At 44.0% G+C, this 21,270-nt stretch carries 19 protein-coding genes; 8 read left to right on the top strand and 11 right to left on the bottom strand.

Annotation, left to right across the window (positions count from 1 at the left end; genetic code table 11):
* Positions 1-111: 111 nt before the first annotated feature.
* From F6K57_RS16590 to F6K57_RS16580, 3 genes are all read right to left on the bottom strand, one after another.
* A complete protein-coding gene (locus F6K57_RS16590; protein ID WP_070390571.1) occupies positions 112-351 on the bottom strand; it encodes a 2Fe-2S iron-sulfur cluster-binding protein in 240 nt (79 codons plus the stop codon).
* 131 nt (positions 352-482) lie between these two features.
* Entirely contained in the window at positions 483-1,973 is a 1,491-nt protein-coding gene (gene cobQ / locus F6K57_RS16585; protein WP_293069318.1) for a cobyric acid synthase CobQ, read from the bottom strand.
* A 73-nt stretch (positions 1,974-2,046) separates the two neighbouring features.
* Positions 2,047-2,463, bottom strand: a complete 417-nt coding sequence (locus tag F6K57_RS16580) for an Npun_F0494 family protein (protein ID WP_293069316.1) — start codon at positions 2,461-2,463, stop codon at positions 2,047-2,049.
* 257 nt (positions 2,464-2,720) lie between these two features.
* Here F6K57_RS16580 and F6K57_RS16575 point away from each other — a divergent pair, with 257 nt between their 5' ends.
* The 7 genes from F6K57_RS16575 to F6K57_RS16545 all read left to right on the top strand — a co-directional run bounded on the left by F6K57_RS16575 (position 2,721) and on the right by F6K57_RS16545 (position 10,439).
* Positions 2,721-3,155, top strand: a complete 435-nt coding sequence (locus F6K57_RS16575) for a peroxiredoxin (RefSeq protein WP_075898046.1) — start codon at positions 2,721-2,723, stop codon at positions 3,153-3,155.
* A 131-nt stretch (positions 3,156-3,286) separates the two neighbouring features.
* A complete protein-coding gene (locus tag F6K57_RS16570) occupies positions 3,287-5,269 on the top strand; it encodes a response regulator (RefSeq protein ID WP_293069313.1) in 1,983 nt (660 codons plus the stop codon).
* Between the two features lie 103 nt (positions 5,270-5,372).
* Positions 5,373-8,252 carry a PAS domain S-box protein gene (locus tag F6K57_RS16565; RefSeq protein WP_293069311.1) on the top strand — a complete coding sequence of 960 codons (2,880 nt, stop codon included), beginning with the start codon at positions 5,373-5,375 and terminating at the stop codon, positions 8,250-8,252.
* A complete protein-coding gene (locus F6K57_RS16560) occupies positions 8,242-8,622 on the top strand; it encodes a response regulator (protein WP_293044010.1) in 381 nt (126 codons plus the stop codon). The genes F6K57_RS16565 and F6K57_RS16560 overlap by 11 nt, the downstream gene beginning before the upstream one ends.
* Before the next feature lie 366 nt (positions 8,623-8,988).
* Positions 8,989-9,606, top strand: coding sequence for a hypothetical protein (locus tag F6K57_RS16555; RefSeq protein ID WP_293069309.1), 618 nt, complete (start codon positions 8,989-8,991; stop codon positions 9,604-9,606).
* A gap of 31 nt (positions 9,607-9,637) precedes the next feature.
* Positions 9,638-10,018: a response regulator gene (locus F6K57_RS16550; RefSeq protein ID WP_075905905.1), complete on the top strand. Its 381-nt coding sequence runs from the start codon at positions 9,638-9,640 to the stop codon at positions 10,016-10,018.
* Between the two features lie 76 nt (positions 10,019-10,094).
* Positions 10,095-10,439: a late competence development ComFB family protein gene (locus F6K57_RS16545; protein WP_293069307.1), complete on the top strand. Its 345-nt coding sequence runs from the start codon at positions 10,095-10,097 to the stop codon at positions 10,437-10,439.
* Positions 10,440-10,585: 146 nt separating this feature from the next.
* Here F6K57_RS16545 and F6K57_RS16540 read toward each other — a convergent pair whose 3' ends face one another.
* From F6K57_RS16540 to F6K57_RS16520, 5 genes are all read right to left on the bottom strand, one after another.
* A complete protein-coding gene (locus F6K57_RS16540; protein ID WP_293069305.1) occupies positions 10,586-10,972 on the bottom strand; it encodes a hypothetical protein in 387 nt (128 codons plus the stop codon).
* A gap of 216 nt (positions 10,973-11,188) precedes the next feature.
* Complete coding sequence (locus tag F6K57_RS16535; protein ID WP_293069303.1) at positions 11,189-12,079, bottom strand: ABC transporter permease; 891 nt, start codon at positions 12,077-12,079, stop codon at positions 11,189-11,191.
* Positions 12,080-12,545: 466 nt separating this feature from the next.
* The gene (locus F6K57_RS16530; RefSeq protein WP_293020868.1) at positions 12,546-13,121 is read right to left on the bottom strand and encodes a phytochelatin synthase family protein; all 576 of its coding nucleotides are present in this window, start codon (positions 13,119-13,121) and stop codon (positions 12,546-12,548) included.
* A gap of 329 nt (positions 13,122-13,450) precedes the next feature.
* The gene (locus F6K57_RS16525; protein ID WP_293069301.1) at positions 13,451-14,470 is read right to left on the bottom strand and encodes an ATP-binding cassette domain-containing protein; all 1,020 of its coding nucleotides are present in this window, start codon (positions 14,468-14,470) and stop codon (positions 13,451-13,453) included.
* A 239-nt stretch (positions 14,471-14,709) separates the two neighbouring features.
* On the bottom strand, positions 14,710-15,528 hold the full coding sequence (locus tag F6K57_RS16520; RefSeq protein WP_075898032.1) for a class I SAM-dependent methyltransferase: 819 nt from the start codon (positions 15,526-15,528) through the stop codon (positions 14,710-14,712).
* A 313-nt stretch (positions 15,529-15,841) separates the two neighbouring features.
* On the opposite strand from F6K57_RS16520, the gene ectB (F6K57_RS16515) reads away from it, so the two are divergent.
* Entirely contained in the window at positions 15,842-17,095 is a 1,254-nt protein-coding gene (ectB, locus tag F6K57_RS16515; RefSeq protein ID WP_293069298.1) for a diaminobutyrate--2-oxoglutarate transaminase, read from the top strand.
* On the opposite strand, the gene F6K57_RS16510 is transcribed toward ectB (F6K57_RS16515), so the two are convergent.
* The 3 genes from F6K57_RS16510 to F6K57_RS16500 all read right to left on the bottom strand — a co-directional run bounded on the left by F6K57_RS16510 (position 17,087) and on the right by F6K57_RS16500 (position 20,310).
* The gene (locus F6K57_RS16510; RefSeq protein WP_293057816.1) at positions 17,087-18,046 is read right to left on the bottom strand and encodes a glutamate cyclase domain-containing protein; all 960 of its coding nucleotides are present in this window, start codon (positions 18,044-18,046) and stop codon (positions 17,087-17,089) included. The genes ectB (F6K57_RS16515) and F6K57_RS16510 overlap by 9 nt on opposite strands.
* A gap of 6 nt (positions 18,047-18,052) precedes the next feature.
* Positions 18,053-19,345 carry a diaminobutyrate--2-oxoglutarate transaminase gene (gene ectB / locus F6K57_RS16505; RefSeq protein WP_293069296.1) on the bottom strand — a complete coding sequence of 431 codons (1,293 nt, stop codon included), beginning with the start codon at positions 19,343-19,345 and terminating at the stop codon, positions 18,053-18,055.
* A 218-nt stretch (positions 19,346-19,563) separates the two neighbouring features.
* Positions 19,564-20,310 (bottom strand): TauD/TfdA family dioxygenase, encoded by a 747-nt coding sequence (locus F6K57_RS16500; protein ID WP_075898020.1) that lies wholly within the window; start codon positions 20,308-20,310, stop codon positions 19,564-19,566.
* Positions 20,311-21,270 lie beyond the last annotated feature (960 nt).

The following is a 21,270-nucleotide window of genomic DNA, read 5'->3' as shown; positions in this document are numbered from 1 at the left end:
GGTCAGAATGCAGAATGGTGAATTTAGAATGGTGAATTCCAAATTCACCATTCTGCATTCTAAATTCTAATAGTGACCTTGACCAAAGCCAATTGCCATGGTATTTATAGACTACCAATTGGTGTCAGAGTATAGATTAATCGTCAGCTGTTCATAACCTGCAGGTACAGCAGTGATACAAGAACAAACAGTCGGTCCATTTTCTATCTCTACCTCACAGGCATGACAAGAACCCATCAGGCAACCTGTGGCAATGAACACACCAGCACGTTCAGCCACCAGAAGGATGGGTTCTCCGACTTCGGCCTCAACTGTTACATCATCTGGTAGAAAGCGAACGCTCACACTCATGTTTGATTAGTCATTTAATTTATTTGTTTATTGTTAATTAGTTTAATTTTTAATTAATAATTTTACTTAACCATTTTCCATTCTCAATTTTACTTTTTACTTTTGACAAGAATAATCTGATAGTTAACAGTCTAAGACCTTAAAATCGGGGTTAAATCAAGATGAGATTCGATAGTATCAGCCAGTGAATTCAAAAGCGCTTCTCGTTGTTCCCGATAGTTGACAACCCCAGTAGGGAGAGAAGGTAGCCCTCGTCTGGAGCGCAGTTGATTCAACCAGGCACGTCGCCAAGGACTATTGTCAAACATGCCATGGAGATAGCTGCCCCAAATTGATTGATTCACGTCAACAATGCCCAAACCATGGTCATCGAATAACGCTCGATAAGCAGATTTATTATCTCCCATCTCCGCCTCAAGCAGTCGCGAACGCCCCTGATGAATTTCGTAACCGGTAATGGGTAAGCCAACTTGGGGATAATTGGAGGTCACCATCCGCTGACGGGCAACTTTGCCACTGGTAATCAAGGTTTTTAAGGGCAACAAGCCTAATCCTGGATGACGTCCCTGTTTACCCTCTAATCCATCGGGATCAACTAGGGTTTTGCCTAGCATTTGGAATCCCCCACAAATTCCCAAAATTGTCCCACCTGAGGCAGCGTAGTTTTGAATTTGCTCAGCCATGCCACTTTTTTGGAGTACCATCATGTCCGCAATGGTAGTTTTTGTCCCTGGGAGAATCACTGCATCTGGATATCCCAAGGTTTCATTTGGTGACAGATATTTCAAAAAGACGCTGGGTTCAGCTTCGAGGGGGTCAAAATCAGTAAAGTTAGAAATTCGAGGTAAACGAATTACTACGATAGTGACTTCCTTATTGGACTTGTTCCTGGTGTTGCGATCTAGTAAGTCAAGGGAATCTTCAGCGGGAAACAGTATATCAATCCACGGAATAACTCCAACGACAGGAATACCAGTGCGTTCTTCTAACCATTTTATCCCGGGGTCCAAAAGCGATCGCTGACCCCTAAACTTATTAATCACGACACCTTTAATCAAAGCTCTCTCCTCTGGTTCGAGGAGTTCGAGAGTACCGATTACCTGAGCAAAAGACCCTCCACGGTCAATATCTACCACCAGCAAGGTGGGAGCTTTGAGGTACCGCGCCACTCGCATATTGGTCAAGTCGCGGTGCTTGATATTAATTTCTACTGGGCTACCAGCTCCCTCGCACACGACTAAATCAAACTCATTGGTTAAACGTCGCAGTGATTCTTCAATCACCTGCCAACCCTTATCAAAGTACTTTTCGTAGTACTCCCCAGCACTAACCTTCCCTACGGCTTTACCCATAAGAATGACCTGGGAGGTCATGTCACCTTGGGGTTTAAGTAAAATTGGGTTCATTTCCACACAGGGAATGACACCCGCAGCCCAAGCTTGTACTGCTTGGGCATGTCCAATTTCTCCGCCATTAGGTGTCACATAGGCATTTAGAGCCATGTTCTGACCCTTAAAGGGACAGACACGCCAGCCTTGTCGCGAAAGAAGGCGACATAGAGCTGTGCTTATCAAGGATTTTCCTGCGTGGGATGTAGTACCCACCACCATAATCGCTTTCATAATTCAGGGTTAGGGCGTCAGAACTAGCCTAGATGATCAATAATTTGAGATATCACCCTGTCACCAACTTGATTTAAACCGACAATCTTAGCCAGCGATTCAAGGTATGATCGAGTCGATCTGATAGTGAGGGTGGAGGTAAGGTTTCTCCAAGCCGTTCCCACTTTTCTAACAACTGACGACCCAAAGGTGTCAGTCGAAAACTATCCGTAATTCCCTGACCGTCTACTTCTCGACGTAATACACCCACTTGAATCAACCACATTAAATCGTTTTCTACTGCCAATTCCGACCTAGGGCGCGTTGTGTAGTTTCTCTCCACACCTTCAAGACCTACTATAGATAAGAGTGGAACACTGCTAGAACGCATCGCTGCCAATAGAGGCATTTGGAATGGCAAACAGCGCATTGCTTGCTCTGCACGCTTAGTAGTTCGGTCAGGATATTGAATAGGCTGGCTACCTTGAGACTGAATTGAAGTTCTTGCCACAGTTACTAAATCTCAGAACTATACTGACCGCCGATTATTTCTATATTAAGGTTTTTTTGACATTAGAGGCCAACCTCTGGTGGTTTACTCTAGAAATTTTGGAATTTATTCAAGACCTAGGCCAAACTGGGCAACAAACGCGCTTATGTATAATGATGCTTAAAGAGAAGGCACCCTAAAAGTCGAGTTACTAGGTAAGTCGTATTACTGTAAACTTTATACATAAGTTCAGTATATTTCTATAGGAAACAAAAGTTATGGCTCTTCAAGTTGGCATAGATGCACCAGCATTTACTGTCAAAGACGACGAAGGCAATACCGTTTCACTGTCCGACTTTGCGGGTAAAACTGTAGTGCTTTATTTTTACCCCAAAGACGATACTCCAGGGTGCACCAAGGAAGCCCAAAGCTTTCGGGATAACTACACTGAGTATCAAGGTAAAGACATGGTGGTACTCGGTGTCAGTATGGATGATGAGGCATCCCACAAACAATTTAAGGAAAAGTATGGTCTGCCTTTCACCCTGCTAGCAGATACCGATGGCGCAATCACCAAGGCTTATGATGTTGATGGTGGGGGTTACTCCAAGCGGGTAACCTACATTATCAACGGCGAGGGCAAAATTACTCACGTTGATGAGACGGTAAAAACTGCTACCCACGCTCAAGATATCTTGACAGCCATGGGCTAAGCTAAGTCAAAAGCCTCAAACTTCGTCTAAATTTTTGTTAATTTGGGCGAAGTCATGAATATTTATATAATCTCTATTTATATAATCAAGAAACTAACCCATCCCCTTGGTGCTGGAGCTGTTAGGTCCTCGTGAGAATCCTGCTAGTAGAAGACGATGAAGGTATTGCCAAAGTGGTAACGGCAGCGCTAGCTAGTCAACATTATCAGGTTGATCTAGCTACAGATGGGGATGAGGGCATAGCACTAGCAGAGATATTTAAGTATGACTTGATTTTGCTAGATTGGATGCTCCCCAAGCTCACGGGGATTGATTTGTGCAAGCAGCTGCGAAACGCACGCGATCGCACTCCGATTATACTCCTCACTGCCCAAGACACCAGCACTAACAAAGTCGAAGCTTTAGACGCAGGAGCAGATGATTATTTAGTCAAGCCCTTAGACATACCTGAATTATTAGCCCGAATTCGAGCAGTGCTGCGCCGCAGCAGCACCCCCCTACTCCCTGTGCTTGAGTGGGGATTGCTCCAACTTGACCCCAGTAACTGCCAGGTCAGCTACGATCAGGAACTATTACATCTGACACCTAAGGAGTATGGTCTATTAGAGCTGTTTTTACGGAATCCCCACCGCATCTTTAGCCAAAGTTTCCTGCTAGATAATCTCTGGTCTTTTGAAGAACCCCCTACAGAAAATGCCGTTAGAGCTCATATCAAAAGTTTACGGCGGAAACTCAAGGAAGCTGGAGTCAAAAATGATTTAATTGAAACCGTCTACGGCTTGGGGTATCGGCTCAGACAACTGCCTGAGGAAGGTTCAGGTCAAACAAAGACTGAGAAAAACAAAGGCAAAAAAGTAGCTAAAAAGACACCATCTAACCTGAAACAATCAAAGAGCAAGAGTGATAGTTCCGTTTCCCCAGTCCCTAAGGCTCAATCCGAAGAACCAAAGCAATCAGGACTAAGTGCCATTTGGGAGCAGCAGAAGTCAAAGTATATCAAGCGGCTCAATGTATTGGAGCGGGCGGTGACGGATTGGCGAGATGGTAATCTTACCGGAAAGTTGCGACAGGAGGCTTTAGGGGAGGCACACACCCTAGCCGGTTCCCTCGGTAGCTTTGGTTTTGATCAAGGCTCTCTCAAATCCCGTGAGATTGAGCAGATATTGCAATCTGGGAAAAAAGCTAGTGAGGAGGTAATAGCACATCTGTCTCAACTAGTGGTAGAACTACGACAAGAACTAGAGACCGAGGATAACCTTCCAAAACCTACTCAAAGTCAACCACTCCCGATTACCAACTCCCGATTCCCGATTCCCCACTCCCCACGACTATTGATTGTGGATGATGATGTAAAACTAGCGCAAGGGTTAGCCTCAGAGGTAGCAGCCTGGAAAATGCAGGTTGAGGTGGCCGGTGATATATCTCAAGCTAGAAAAGCAATTGCTCGTAAGCGCCCTGATGTGGTACTGCTAGACTTGTGTTTTCCTGACTCAGCGGGAAATGGTTTAGAGCTGTTAGCAGAACTGAAAACAACTGAGCCCCCTGTACCTGTGGTAGTACTTACGGTTCAAGAGAGTTTTGCTGAACGAGTCAAAGTGGCTCGTTTGGGGGGACGGGGTTTTCTTCAGAAGCCTGTAGCACCTCAAAAGGTGATGGATGCGATCGCTAAAGTGTTGCAACAATCTGGTCCACCACAGGCAAAGCTATTGATTGTTGACGATGACCCTCAAATCTTGGATCATCTACGCACTGTGCTAGAACCTTGGGGATTCCAATTGACTTTACTAAACGATCCACAACAGTTCTGGGAGACCATAGAGCAGTGTACTCCCGATTTACTGATTTTGGATGTGCAAATGCCGGAATTTAGCGGTATTGACCTGTGTCAGGTGGTACGCAATGACCCTCGCTGGGGTGAGTTACCGGTGCTGTTTCTCTCAGCTGCTCAAGATGCTGAAACTGTGCAGCAAGTGTTTATGGCAGGGGCAGATGATTACGTACAAAAACCAATCAAGGAACCAGAACTTTTGGCTCGGGTGTTGAATCGCATTGAGCGCAGCCAACTAAGACTTAGTATGATAGCACAGAAGAATCAAATGTTGTCAGATAAATAAATAACTATGGTCAGTTAGTGGACATAGAATTGGCAGATCGGACATAGTAGAGTTGATCACATTTTATTCACAGTTGATGGTTAACGGTTGACTGTCAGCAATCATGTCAATTGTCAACCCGATTATGATCAATTTCTTTGACTATCTCCTATTTGCCGAAACGTTTATTCCCCAAGGTAACTGCTACCTCAGGCAGCCTAACTTGATGTGGCTACACCTGATCAGTGATGCTCTCATTACCCTAGCCTACTATTTGATTGCCATACTGCTAGTCTACTTGATTAGGCAGCGGCAGAATCTGCCTTTAAAGGGACTATTGATGTTGTTTGGGGCGTTTATTATTTGCGGTGGCACCACTCACCTGATGGAACTATGGACCGTTTGGGATCCAGCTTACTGGCTATTAGGCCCTATTAAAGCAATTACAGCTATAGTTTCTGTCTACACTGCCATAAAATTATACTCTATTATACCTCGAATCCAAAATTCACCTAGTCTGGCTGGACTTGAGCAGCTCAACCAGGAGCTAAAATCTCAAATTGAAGAGCGTATTTTAGCAGAGCAATCCTTACGGCAACGTGAGCAACGCTGGCAATTGGCACTACAGGCAGCTAATCAGGGAATTTGGGACTGGAACCCCAAAACCAATGAAACCTTTGTATCCAGCCGATGTAAGGAAATGCTGGGGTATGATGAAAGCTACGACATCGGAAACTATAACCATCAATGGCGGACACACATCCATCCCGATGATTTAGACCAGGTGATCAAAGCCATGGAGGATCACTTAGCCCAGAAAACCTCCTATTATGTTCAAGAGTATCGCTTACGGTGCAACAACGACAGTTACAAATGGATTCTTGACCAGGCACAAGCACTTTGGAATGAAGCAGGTGATCCAGTGCGAGTGGTTGGCTCAATTACGGATATTAGCGATCGCAAGCAGACAGAAGAAGCATTTCAAGAAAATGAAAAGGCGCTGAAGTCCAACGAAGAGCGGCTCCGAGCAATTATGAGTTCTCTTCAAGACGTGGTGTGGTCAGTATCACTGCCTTCTGGGATACTGCGCTATGTTAATATAGCCTTCGAGCAAGTTTACGGTCGCCCAACTTTCGAGCTATTTAGCGATCAAGACAACTTATGGCGACAGTTTGTTGTGCCAGAAGATTTTGATCCTGTTGATAAGGCATGGCGAGCTGTTCAAGAAAACCGTCGTCAATCGTGGGATTTAGAATATAGAATTCAGCTCAGTAATGGAGAAATTCGCTGGCTGAACGATCGCGCTCGTGTGGTTAGGCGTGATAATGGCACCTCTGTACATCTTCACGGCATCACTACGGATATCACGGAGCGTAAACAGCAAGAAGCTCAACTGCAACAACTCAATCGAGAATTACAACAACTCAATCGAGAATTAGAAATTAGGGTTCAACAGCGCACAGCTGCTTTACTCGAAAGCGAACAACGATTCCGCTCGTTGTTTGAATCTGCCCCAGATTTTATCCATATATTAGATACTCAGGGCATGATTGAGCAAGTGAACCCGGCTGTCATCCAGCAGTCGGGTTATGCTGAATCAGAATTGATCGGTAATCGCTTAGAAGAGTTCTTTACCCCCACATACCAAAATATTTGCCAGCAACAGTTTCCAGTTTTACTGGAGCAGGGAACCCATCGTCAAGAAATTGAGTTTGTCTGCAAAAATGGGACTGTTCTTACCACAGACTCCTCCTACTCAGTGGTTCATGATACCCAAGGAAACATTAGCTATATCTTAGTGTTGCAGCGAGATATTAGTTCACGCAAACGATTTGAAGAAGAACGTACCCAGTTAATTGCTAGTTTACAGGAATCAGAGCGACGGTGGCGCAGCCTTCTCGAAAATGTGCGACTGGTGGTGGTGGGACTAGACCGAGAGGGTAAAGTGGAGTATGTCAATCCGTTCTTCCTAGAATTGACTAGGTACACAGAAGCAGAAGTTTTAGGCAAGGACTGGTTTGAAAACTTCCTGCCCAATTACCAGCAACAGTCAGTACAGCAATACTTCCAGGACATCCTAGAGCCAGACTTTAAACCTCACTATCAGCACTCGATTCTCACCAAGTCAAAGCAAGAAAAAATCATTGCTTGGAATAATACCCTACTCCAAAATCTCCAGGGAGAGGCAATTGGCACCATGAGTATTGGGGAAGATATTACTGAGCGCTACGCTATTGAACGGATGAAAGATGAATTCACTTCCGTGGTCAGCCACGAACTCCGTACCCCCTTAACCTCGATTCATGGTGCCTTGAACCTGTTATCAACTGGTCTAATTCAACCTCAGTCTGAACGAGGACAGCGTGTGATTGGCATTGCCGCTGATAGTGCTGAGCGTTTAGTGCGACTAGTTAACGATATTTTGGAACTCGAACGTCTGGAATCTGGTAAGATCCGTTTGTCGAAGCAGTCCGTAAATTCAGCTGAGTTGATGGTTAAAGCTGTTGATCAGGTGCAGGTGATGGCTAATCGAGCTGGGATTAAATTGGAAGTCTCGCCCCAAGCCATTGAATCTGAAATTGAATTCGAGGCTGATAGCGATCGCATTATTCAAGTCATAACCAATTTACTCAGCAATGGGATTAAATTTTCAGACAGAGGTTCTAGCCTATGGTTAACTGTAGAACTCCAACAGCCAGAGGAACCAGAAAGAACCTCACCCCCTGACCCAAACAGTGCCACGATCTTGTTTACCGTTAAAGACCAGGGCCGGGGAATTCCGGATGACAAACTTGAAAGTATATTTGGCCGTTTTCAACAGGTTGATGCCTCCGATGCCCGTAAAAAGGGAGGGACGGGTTTAGGGTTAGCGATTTGCCGTAATATAGTGGAGCAGCACGGAGGCAAAATCTGGGTTGAGAGTACTGTTGGTGAAGGCAGCAGTTTTTATTTTACCTTACCAGAACAAACAGCAGCAGCAGAAGGTGGGAAAGATGACAACTAAGCGCATTTTAGTGATTGATGATGATGATGGGGTTCGAGAAATCATCCAATTTTCTCTAGAAGCAGCAGCAGGGTGGGAAGTGTTGACAGCTGATTCTGGTAAAGAGGGATTAGCTAAGGCTGAGGCAGATCAGCCTGATGCGATTCTGCTAGATGTAATGATGCCCGAGCTAGATGGACCGGCTACATTTCGACAGTTACAAGCTAATGCAGTGACAGCGGATATCCCAACAATTTTGCTAACCGCTAAAGCTAGGAGCAGCGAGCAAAAGCAGTTTCTAGATTTGGGGGTAACTGGAGTTATTACCAAGCCGTTTAAACCTATGGAATTGGTCGAAGAAATCCAAGGGATTCTTAATTGGCTCGATTGAGCTATCGCAGTGCTAGGTTTTATTGAAACTCCCAAACCGGCAGCAAATCATCAGGAACTGGATTAGGATTAATTGCTGCTATAGCAGTTCTCAATTGGGTGAGGGAAAAAGATTCCATAGCACTCACCTTTGAGATCTTACCGATTAGCCATAAGTTAGCACCCTACCCAATAGACCTCTTGCAAAAATAACTAAGCAATCATTTTGGATAGCTTCTAAGTCAATTTTGACACCTATTCCCTATTCCCTATTCCCTATTCCCTGACAACTGCCGCGAAGTCTAATCACAATCTCTTCACATTTGCGCCCTAATTTCTATTTTTAGGTAAGGTAAATAGATCTTGGGTTGAACTTCGGGGTATGGGTATGATTTTTTCAAACAAAGGTAGCAGTTCCAGTAATTGTTCCAACGCCACTCCTTTGGAGCAATTATCCCTGAGTCCCACGATCAGTCCTAGGATCGATTTAGCTTATCCTCACCACCCAGAGCACCAGAGGAGACAAACCTTCACACCAGTTGTCCTGGGTATCAAGAGTTTGCCCTTGACCAAGGAACGAGATATGGGTACCAGCCAAGCCCAGGACTATGAGTCATACATCGGATTAGCTGTGGATGTATTTCAGACTCAAGACTCAACATTTATCAAATCTCTTAAAGACTTTCTGACTGTTTTACCCAGTCCCACTTATATTGAGCAAGTCTTACTGGCAGCGGTTTATCGACTACCAGAGATTAACCTTGATGCTTGTCAGTGGCTATTGCGTCATCCCGATTATTTGATGCCCGAACTTGACTTAGTGGCAGTAGCGATGACTGTCGCAATCAAGAAGCTTCAGGAGCAAGGGTTAGTGTTGGGTCAAGATTTTAGCGTTGAACCAAATGGTCAGTTATATCTCAGTACTCTGGCAAAAGATAAGTTATGGTTCGGTAGCTCAACTAGCGATCGCCTCTTGCTAGAACAGATTCTGCAAGTTGGGGATTAATCTTGATCATGAATTTATAGAGGCTGGAGCGATGAACAAAACAATTTTATTAATTGAAAATGATAAACTGTTGCGCTCAAATTTTTCAGATTTACTGGAATTAGAAGGCTTTAATGTCCTTACTGCAGAAGATGGTTGGCTCGGGTTAAATTTAGCTAAAGTTATCCGACCTGATTTAATTATTTCTGAAACTAATATACCATCCCTTGATGGGTATGAGCTTCTACAGATATTACGAGATAGGTTAAATACAGCGAAAACACCGTTTATATTTCTAACCAGTGATTCCAAGGAGGATGGCTATGCTCGAGCTAAGGAACTGGGAGCCAATGATTATCTAACCAAACCTGTAGAGAGTCAGGAAATATTAGCAGCAATTAATCAGCAGTTAAGAATACTTCCATTGACTTAAAACAGGGCTTAAAATACGCTATATATTGATTAATAAACCGGTGGACAATAACCGTTTGGCAAAAGGAGTGTAAACGATGGGTAAAACCCTTGTTCACGTAACTACATCGATAGTGATTCAAGAAATTGAAAACGTCTTAGCAACGTATCCGGAGTTTCCCTATCAAGACCTGTTTTCCCAGTCTAAGATACGCGAGGATTTAATTGCTTATGTCCTTAGCCGAATTCCGAATCATTACGAAGTTATAGACAATAGTGAAGCATCATCAAAAAGCCAAGAATTACACCAGTTATCCTCAGAGCAGAAGCTGTATTTAGAAAACTGGATTCACACAGGAATCTATAATATCTTGCACTGGGATAATTTCCCGATGCCCCAAACGTTTACCTCAAGGTCTATCTCCTGTGATTCCTTAGCTTGATTTCCCAAAGTTTAGATCATAAAAAAGCAGTTCTCAATTGGGTATTGAGAACTGCTATAACATCTATGGTATGACCTGTAAATCAAATGATTAACTGAACTTGATATCAATCGTGATCCAAACCTGATGCAAAATGTCTAAGATTATCAGTAACTTTCGCTAACTCCAGACGTAGCAGGCTGGTTTTCTCGATATTGGTTTTCTGGAGAGACTATTTGGGGATTGCGCAACCGTTCCAATTGTAAACGCCGAAACTCAGAAGCAGCATCGTCTAGTCTCTGAGACTGTCCCTGATTGAACTGATTGATGTCAACTGTACCCAATTGGGCATTATGGATTAAATCAAAAGCGTTGAAACCACTGTCTCCAAACCCCCCAAACGTGTCTTGCTCGTTAGGATTATTAAAATTTTCATCCGCTCGAATAGTACCTATACTTTGGGCAGTAGCGGACCCGTGCAGTAACGCTGTAGTAATGCCAAGGGCTACACTCAATACAGCTACAGTAAAAACAGATTGGTTGCTGATTGTCATAGAAATCCCCCCTCAATGGATAAATCTCACTGGTATTCTGCTATAGATTTATATATAGTTAACCTGAGTTAACCTGCACAGTTAACCTGCACAATTGTTACAGGTTCATTTTGGGCTGTTGACGCGATTCTGTCAATAGTCAACCATCCAGAAAAAGCGATGAGTTAATATTGATTCTTTCACGGGATCCTAGGGCCTTAGCCCTAGGAAGAATAATTACAACCGGCGGCTGAGTAGTGGAGAAATTGCGAGTAATACGACTGTGCTAAAACCAAGCAATATCAACAGGGATTGGCCAAAGGTAATAGATGCCCAGGGAGCCTGCATCACAATACTACCAACAGACCAGTCATTGTGAAGATAGAGATAGCGAATTGGTTCAATGGCATAGCTGAGGGGGTTAAGACTGGCTACCACCTGTAACCATTTGGGCATGAAGGAGAGAGGAGCAAGGGCTGTGCTGGCAAACAGTAGGGGTAAGTTGGTAACAAAAATGACTGCAATTAGTTCAATGTGACCGGGTAGAGCAAATGCTAGTCCGAGACTGAGAGCTGTGACTCCCACCACCAGCAAGAACACAATCAAGCCAATCATCGCCAGACCAGCTAAGTTCGGTAAACCAGCTCCTAAAAAGGAACTAGCGGTGACAATTGCCACAGTTTGCAGCAAACTCAGAGCGATTATATATATGGCTGAGGCTGCAACAATAGAGAAGCGAGATACTAACGGAGCTACGAGTAAGCGGTTGAGGAAACCAAATTCCCGGTCAAACATGATCGGTAAGCCAGCATTGAGTGCTCCGGCAAAGGCGGTAAACACAATCACCCCTGCACCTAGGAATTTGCCATAGCTCAAACTCTCGCCAAAAATCCCTTGAGGAGCGTTTTGGAATAATGCCCCAAATAGGATTAGCCACATTAGGGGCTGGATAATACCAGCCATTAAGGTAGAAGGACGCCGTTGCAGCTGAATAAACAGGCGTTTGGTTAGGGCAAGGGTTTCTTGGATAAATTCACTTACACCAGGAGTATCATTGACTGGGATTGGTGCAGTAAGGTCTGGTTGCCAGTTAAATTGGGATTTAGGAGGGGTAAGGGTTTTACTCATATTCATTCGTGGAATAGATTCTTACAATAGTTGGAGCAATCTTTATTAACCCTGTTGAGAGGGCAGCTTTTGAAGCAAGAATTATGGCGGTTATCTAGGTTCTATTTTAAAGAATCCCTTTATAATTCAGTCGTTGTTTTTTTCCTTAAACCAATCTCACCCAATTTATTATGATATCAAAAATACTGGTGTTGATTTCTCTATCCATCAACAATGGAATTATGAAAGTGGATGCCAAACTGTTTTTAATAATCTTTAGTTATGGCTTGGGTTGCACGATTTAATTCATGTTATGAATCAATTTCAACCTTATTTTATTGATGGATAATCTGGCTTTTTTGTTACTTGGTTACTTCGGAGAGTAACAAAAGATTGATATTGCTTATGCATCAAAGATTGCACCGATGCCAGCTGCTACCAAGAATCCAAGACTATAACCCATAGCGTTAGTCTTGGACTATGTCAATTACTGCTCTGTGCCCTCAAGCTTCCGGACTACAATCATGCCACGGGAGCGTGACGAGGAACTATCCTTGTCTACGCAAGCCTTATACATTTGCTCTATAGGACATTTCCAAAAGCGTGTGTACTTCTTGGGATTGGTGTCGGCGACAGTCAGTTCTTTGGTAGTTGAGTCGTAGTCTGCCACCAAGGAGAAGTGACCCCCCCCTAAATTGACATTATCGTGGGCGATGCTAACACTGAAGTTTAGGATGTGGATATCCTTGTTATCCGAGACTGCCCTTTCAACTTCCTTGATAAAGACATCAAGTGTCATGCTCGGTTTGTCGAAATGCTCCATGATTACAGAGAACGGTAATTTAGCACCCTCGACGTACTTGGTTAAGGTGTCATAGGTCTCAGCAAGGGTCATCCCGTCATCTAGAACCGAGGCAATCGGCAGTCTGGTTACGTAGAATATATCGTCAATAGTCGTTGGACATTCTAGTGCTGTCAATGCATAAGCGATCGCAGTGACGTTGCAGCAGTTAATGGGCTGCTGAAACTCAATCATTTTGATATTTTCGAGGTCTTTGCTCATTGGATTCCTCTAATTTTCGTCTTTTTCCTGATTAATTTATCTAAATTAGAATATTAACCGGATTTGGTATTATATCCTGTTACTACTATATGTCTATATCTATTTGCAGTAATAATGTCAAGGGTTTGTTAAGGATTTCGGCAGTGAGCGAAATCCTTAACTTGGGAAGTCCATGTATCTGCACGCTTACTTGATCAGGTTGAGGCTTCGGACTTACTTTTCCCAAAACTCCTGAATAGTTAACCTAGACATCAGTTATTGATCAAAGAAGATATAAGAAACTTTGGGTAGAGAATCTACCCATCTTTCCCCTCTACCCTATCTCTCCTTTAGGCCATATTTTGTTTCCGCTCTGCCTTGAGATCCCGTTTCCCAGCCTGAGCCAGTTCAGCATCCATCAGGGTTTTACCTGTGGCAGCTAGGTAGACATCATCTAGGCTAGGTCGCGACTGAGCAATCCCAAAGGTTGGTAAACTAAGGTCTTTTAACGCTTGCTGAATGATCATTAAGGCATTGCTTTGGGGTTTAACCACAAGGTTAAGGGAATTCCCCTGATTGCTGTTAATAATCACCTCTCGCACAAAGGGCAGAGACTGCAGCATATGTTTGGCTTGCTTGGCTTCTTCAATGGGGGAGAATTCCCGGATGCGCAGGGTAATGCGATCGCCTCCAACACTATCCTTTAACTGAGATGGTGTCCCCTCAGCTATGATCAACCCTTTGTCAATAATTGCCACTTGGTCAGCTAATGCATCTATTTCTTCGAGGTAGTGGCTGGTGATTAGTAATGTTGTTCCTGAGTCCCGCAGCTTTTGTAACAGTTCCAATACCACGAATCTGCTCTCAATGTCAAGACCTACTGTGGGTTCGTCTAGTACTAAAACATCAGGTTGGTGGAGTAAGCCAGCAGCTAAGTCCAGCCGCCGACGCAGACCACCGGAGTAAATGCCAGTTTTTTTATGGGCATACTCCTTGAGCTGCAAAATGTCAAGGAGTTTATTGATGCGTTTTTTGGCAACTGGTTTGGGAATATGATAGAGGTCGGCTTGCAATTGAAGTAGTTCTTGACCAGTGAGTACCTTATCTAGGGCAACTTCTTGTGCCACATAGCCTATGCGGCGGCGTGCTGCCCTAGGATTGTTCAGTACTGAAATGCCAGATACCTCAATTTTTCCAGCGTCGGGTGCCGTGAGCGTGCATAGGCAACGAATGGTGGTGGTTTTCCCGGCACCATTAGGACCGAGTAAGCCAAAAATTTGACCCGGTTCAACTTGTAAGGAGATGTCTTTGACGGCGTGGACATCTCCATAGCGTTTTTGGAGGTTCTGGATTAATACAGCAGCAGCCATAAGCTTTCCCTATGCCGGTCACGACTACACAAATCTCAACACTTGCTATTGTAGCCGGTTGCGCTGGTTAGGGGTAGAATCTATTGTTTTTGGGCAAAACTTCTGAGGAGTGATGGGATATATAGCCCATCTCCTGGATGCGATTGACCTTGGCCTTTAGGCCAAGGTCAATCGCATACCCTCAAGCTACACTGAATCTACACTCAAGCTATGGCGTAGCTGTCTTAAGTTGTCACGGATTAGTCATCACTAACCTTTTCACAGAGGCAAAAGCACCAGCCTAACTCACTAGCGGCAATTGCCTCCTGGGTTTTCTTAAAGGCAGCGCTCAAATCTGGATAGCCCTCCCGAGCTAGCTCGGACACCAATTCGTAACTCTTTTTCAGGTGTTGGCTCAAGTCCTTTATCTGCAAAACGTTAAATCCGATCTGAGTGAGTTTTTCTGCATAAACTTCGGGGCTAAATGTCGGCTCAAACAGCAGTCGGTTGTAAACGTACTTGCGGGCTGCCTCACTAACTTCCTCAATTGGTGTTACCAAGTCATCAAACAGGAAGATGCCTCCTACCCCTAGGACACGGTGAACCTCCGCCAGAGCTTTATCAAGCTCGTGGATGTGGTAAAGAGCGCCTTGACTCCAGGCATGGGTAAAGGAGCCATCTGGGAAAGGTAGGTTAGTGGCTGATTCCTTTTGGAAGCTCACCCGCAAAGAGGGGAAATTACTAGCCTTAGCTCGAGCATTCTCGATATAACTGCTACTGATATCGATTCCTACTACCTCACATCCCGTTTGCTGAGCCAGCCAAACGGCAGCGTTGCCATTTCCACAAGCAACTTCTAGTACCCGGGAGTCGGCAGTAATACCGCTCTGTTCCAGCATATATTCATCCCAGCGCTTGCAGGCTGGCACAAAGTCCTCAGGCCGAGCCTCGGCTAAGTTTTCGAAGTAACCCCAGTGAAGACTGCCTTCTGGATCCCAGAAACTGCGAAAACGTTTGTCTCGTTCGCGATCATCAAACAATGCCTCGGTCTGAGCTTCAGTAAATTGAATTTTTTGCATAGTTAATTCCAGTTAATTCCAGGCTGTTGTTGGTTTATGAGACTGATCAAAATTTAGACTATAGCTATCCTATTTGAATTGTTAAACTTGCTCTTTAATCAGGATATACCAGTTCTGGCTTAAGCAAGTTATTAATAAAAATTTTAGTTTTTATTAATAACTTGACTATTGCTATCACCCTAAATAGTATATAGTTTTCTAGGTTACGGTGTTCGTAAAGTAAAGTTAAGCAAATGGAATCGCTTCGCGTTTTGTACACCACACACAATTGTCTCACCTACTTGAAACTATTAACAATAGGCAGGTTTAGCATATGAACATTTTTACCAAGCTTGAGTCAGAAGTCCGAAGCTACTGTCGATTGTTTCCAACAGTCTTTACCAAGGCAGTGGGAGATACCTTGATAGATGAGAGTGGGCGTACTTATATAGATTTCTTGGCAGGTGCTGGTGCCCTCAACTACGGACATAATAATCCCAAGCTCAAAAAGCGTCTCCTGGAATACATTGAGTCAGATGCTATCACCCACAGCCTCGATATGTTCACCTCTGCTAAGCAGCAGTTTCTAGAACGTTTCGAGGAAGTAATCTTAATACCGCGAGGACTAAACTATAAAGTTATGTTTACCGGTCCTACGGGAACCAATTCTGCGGAGGCTGCTTTGAAGCTAGCCCGTAAAGTGACTGGTCGAAAAACAGTGATCTGTTTTACCAAAGGCTACCACGGTCATACTTTAGGTGCCCTAGCTGTTACACCTAATCCTACCTATCAAAAGGCTGCGGGCATTCCCCTCGGTCATGTCTTAACGGTTCCGTTCGAGGATAAAAATGGCACCAAAGACGACAGTCTTGATTACTTAGAAAAACTGGTTGATGACCTGAGCCTAAATCAGGAAAAACCCGCAGCAGTTATCCTAGAAACCGTTCAATCTGAAGGCGGGATTAATGTTGCTAGTGTTCCTTGGCTTCAACGCCTTGCCCAGATCACTCAAGAGCGAGAAATTTTGCTAATTGTTGATGATATTAAAGTGGGATGTGGTCGAACTGGTCCTTTCTTTAGCTTTGAGCGGGCAGGGTTAAAACCTGATTTAGTTTGTCTGGCTAAATCTTTAAGCGCCTATGGAAACCCGATGGCTGTGGTGCTGATTCGACCTGATTTAGACTGTTTGAAACCAGGGGAACACACTGGTACTTTCCGAGGCAATAATCTAGCCTTTGTGACTGCCACAGCTGCTCTCGACGAGTACTGGGAGACAGATACTTTTGCCCAGGAAATCGCGGACAAAGGTGAGGTAATGAAGAAGCGACTCAAAGACATGATCGCTCGTTATCCAGAAGTCGGGGGTGAACATCGAGGACTTGGTTTGATTCAAGGAATCGCCTGTGAACAAAAGGGGCTGGCTAAAAAAGTTAGTAATGAAGCTTTCAAGCGGGGTTTAATCTTTGAACCCATGGGAGTGAACAAAGAAGTGATTAATCTTCAGTCTACATTAACGATTGATCCCGACACTTTGACCCAAGGGCTAGATATTTTGGAGGAAAGCATTGGAGCTGCGCTCTCAAACTGAGTTTGTCAAACCGGCGACTTCTAAAATTTCTGCCAACACTTTGCCATGATATTCCCAGGGTAAAGTCTCAATTGTGAGAGCTTGCAATCCGGTATCTCCATCTATGGCTGCTCCCTCATTAACCAGAGTTGTCAAAATCTGTTTATCGGTCTCTAAGGTTAATCCCTCAGTTAACTTAGATTTCAAGTCCGGTCGGAGTAAAGCAAGAGCAGTGAGTAACCCCATTGCTCCCCAATTTGATACACCGCAAACGATCGGGTGATGGCAAGGAATATAACAGGCGATTCGTTCTCCATGCTTGATGTTTTTGGCAATTAGCTCTTGAGAGAGTGTTCCCATACCAAGTTCATTGCCCAAATCACCAATGCCGATGGAGATGATTTCACTGAGGGTAAATAGGAAATGTAAAGGAGCAGTATGAACAGTGATATCATCCCCATTTATATTTCGGACAGTACCATCGTAACTCGGGCCTGCTCTTTCAATGGAGATAACATGGGAAACTGGTGGTTCGGCACTTTGCCATAAATTCACAATAGAAGAAACGGAGGGATCTTCTGCACTCCCTGCATCGACAGGAACGACATCAAAAGGAATTTGAGCAGGTATTCCTGCTGCCCGAGCAGCAACCTTGACAGCATTAAGACATAAAGGATCGGTAACCAGACGGACAGGGATTCCAACTCTAAGTAATCCCGCTGCTAGGTGAGCGCAACCGATGGGGCCATCATTTTCCGCTGCCGGAGGAGTGCCGTGGGGAATAAAAAAGCCTGTAATAATAGCCACATGGGGGGATGGATGTTCGGCAATCGAACGAGCTGCACCAAGCAGCCCCCCCTTGGCAGCCTCCACAAGGGGCTCTATACCATTACCTATGTCCCTTCCACAGATGTTTTCAATTTTTTCTATCCGGGTTAAGACTTCTGGAGAATTTCCAAATGCAGCAGTCATAAGCAATTAAACAGATGCTCCTAAATCAACTAACTTTTTAGAGACTGTCTCCTGGATGACTTGGTTGACACTATTTTCGAGCAGGTCTAGCCCTTTCTCTAAGACTTCTTCAGAAATTGTTAAAGGCGGGAGACATCGAATCACCTGCCCCTGTGCGCCAGCTGTTTCCATGATTAGCCCATTAGCAAAGGCTGTCCGGATGATTTTATTAGCTAGGTTCCCATCTTTGCAGTCTAAGCCCTGAATCATGCCCCTGCCCCTAACAGAAAAACCGGCCTCCCAGTTATTTTTTGCGATCTGCTCCAATCGGAGCTGCATTATAGTTCCTTTTTGTCTAACAGAGGCTGAAAGACTCTCATCTTGCCAATAGATTTCCAAGGCTGCTTTGGCGGTAACAAAGGCTAGGTTAGGTCCTCTGAAGGTGCCACTGTGTTGACCTGGTTTCCACTGGTCTAATTCTGGTTTGATCAGTACCAATGAGAAAGGAAGACCGAAACCACTCAAGGATTTGGAGATAGTAACAATGTCAGGGGAAATACCTACTTCTTCAAAGCTGAAAAAGGAACCAGTCCGTCCACATCCCACTTGGATGTCGTCTACAACTAAAAGCACATCATGTTTACGACAGACTGTTTCAAGCGATCGCAACCACTCAAAGCTGGCTACATTGACCCCACCTGCTCCCTGAATTGTTTCTACAATCACTGCTGCTGGAAGGGCTACTCCACTACCTCTGTCGGAAAGGACTTTGTCTAGGTACTCTGTAGTATCAATATCCGAACCCAAGTACCCATCATAAGGTATAAAAGTTACCCCTGCGGTCGTGATTCCTGCAGCGTCTCGCTGGGAAATGTTGGCAGTTGTTGCTAAGGAACCTAAAGTTACGCCATGATAGCCATTGGAAAAGGCAATGACCGTTTCCCGTCCGGTTATGTTGCGGGTCAGTTTTAGAGCTGCCTCCACAGCATTGGTTCCTGTTGGTCCAGGAAACTGAACTTTGTAATTTAATTGCCTGGGTTTGAGGATAATGGCTTCAAAAGCTTCGAGAAACTCCTCTTTCGCTACGGTTGCTAAATCGAGACTATGGACAATACCGTCGGACTCCAGATAACCCAGCAGTCGTTCTTTGAGTTGTGGGTTGTTATGTCCGTAATTGAGCGTACCCACTCCACTGAGGAAGTCAATGTACTTTATACCTTCTTTATCTTCTAGAACAGCTCCTTGTGCTTTCTTAAACACCGTGGGAAATAAACGGCAGTAGCTTCGCACATTGGATTCCAATTGATTGAAGATTCTCATGAGATTATCCTCATTAGTGTTATACGTGATGTTTTCCGCAAGCTACCTCAAGATTCTGCTACTTACCTTTTAACTTGTGGCGATTCCTACTCACCCCCTCACCCATTTATCCTTTCATCAACTCACCAAATCGTCGTGTAGGAATCACCAGGATGTCATTAGCCAGCTACATGAGTCAGCTACATGAGTCAGCTAACACTTAACTCTTAAGTTGACAGTTACCGTAAGAAGATGCGTTGTAGTTCTCGAGTGGGATCGCTATAGGTGGTTCTTGCATGTGCTATACATTTGTTGTCCCAAAGCAACAATGAGTATTGCTTCATCCGAATAGCCATGTGATTTTCCTCGTAATACGCTAGAAATCGGTCGGCAATTTCTCCCAAAAACGGCTCGGGAGTAAAGGGCTTTAGGTTTTCTGGATCGGGGCTGTAGTCACCGTATTTAATATAGTTACAAGAAAAGCGGAAAACAGGCTTCTTACCCTCAAATGACAGGATCGGATGAATTGCTCCCTTGGTGCGGTTGGCGTGGACTCCCCTCGTGGCACCAAAATGGTGTCGAGTCTCCATGAGTTTTTTCTTTTCTTCTTCCGTAAGAGTCTTCAGGAATCCTTCCACATAAGCCAACGTGGTCATCCCACCACCACAATCAGAAGGCTTTTTGCACCAAAGCACTAGATAGTTCGGTGGGGTTTGATAATCGCTGGCTTCCGTATGAGGAAGCAAACGCCTTTCACCTCTGGCATCGGAAAATTTGATCAATTCTGGTTCATATCTGACATAGAATATTGGTTTCCCATATTGCAGGATTAACTCACCACCTGTGACCAATTTTGAAAATTCGATCCAGTCAAAATTGGGATCTTCAGTTTCCACATAAATAAAGTGGTTTTGCTCCAGAAAGTTCTGATAATCAGTAATTGATTTATCAAATTTGGGCAAGTTACTTGCCTGATAAGTTAACATCCAAACTCCTTTTTTTTATAAGGCTGACAAAAATTCACTATAGGCGAAATAAATTCAATACTGGTTACTTGTTTACATTTTTTAAAAAAAATACACATAATAAAATTTTCAAAAAAATACTTAATAAGTAATTACAATGGATTCGTGATATATAAGGGTGTTTCTCAACCAGAGGTTTTGCCATTTATGTCACGGGGGACTTTCATCTGTTCCAAGTTTCCCTCTTAAGCTGCTGTGCATTTTATTGATGCCGTCGCTCATTAGGGAAACCGCCTGTTCCCTTGCTGCATCGCTTAAATTGCCTATTTTAAAATTATAACAAAACTTCAAAACCCTGTCCCCATCTACTATCTACGCCAGCTAGCCAGTTAAGTGTGTAACAGATTATTAAGGGGGGCTATAGTCACCGTCAAGCTTTTAGCATTTAACAAAAGTTTGTAAATTCAGTCTCTAAGATACTTTTTGTTAAATAAAGGTTAAAGTTGGTTAAAGTTAAATAAAGCTTAAATTATTGTGTAGGGTGAGATAGGCGGCGAGTACTTTAAAAGCTCACCTGTAGCGAGAGCTGTCCGCCTTAAACCACGCATATTCAGTACTCGATATTTCTTAAGATTTACTTTATAAACAGTCTCTAAGTTGTAGAGCAATTCTTATTTGGGTGAGGTTTTTAGGGAGCTTCCGAGCTGGGAGCTTCCGAGCTGGTAAGAGGGAAGAGGTAAAAAATAGTGAATAATGGATAATTGCCTTTTGCTGATTACCCATTATTCACCTGTATCCTTTCCTAGCCCAGAAATAAGATAAGTAATCAAACAAACGGATCTTATATCATGTCAGGATAAGGGCGACCGATGAAAGACGCTCAAGGAAGTGGAGATTCCGAAATCTCCCAATGTAGCTAGGGTTCAAGCTACGTCCCCACCCGAAGGAGCACTTCGAGATGGATATGGCGGTTTCGACTAC

Source organism: Moorena sp. SIO4A5 (assembly GCF_010672005.1).
Lineage (GTDB): Bacteria > Cyanobacteriota > Cyanobacteriia > Cyanobacteriales > Coleofasciculaceae > Moorena.
The sequence above is the reverse complement of the archived record's forward strand: the minus strand, read 5'-3'. Positions and strand labels throughout refer to the sequence as shown.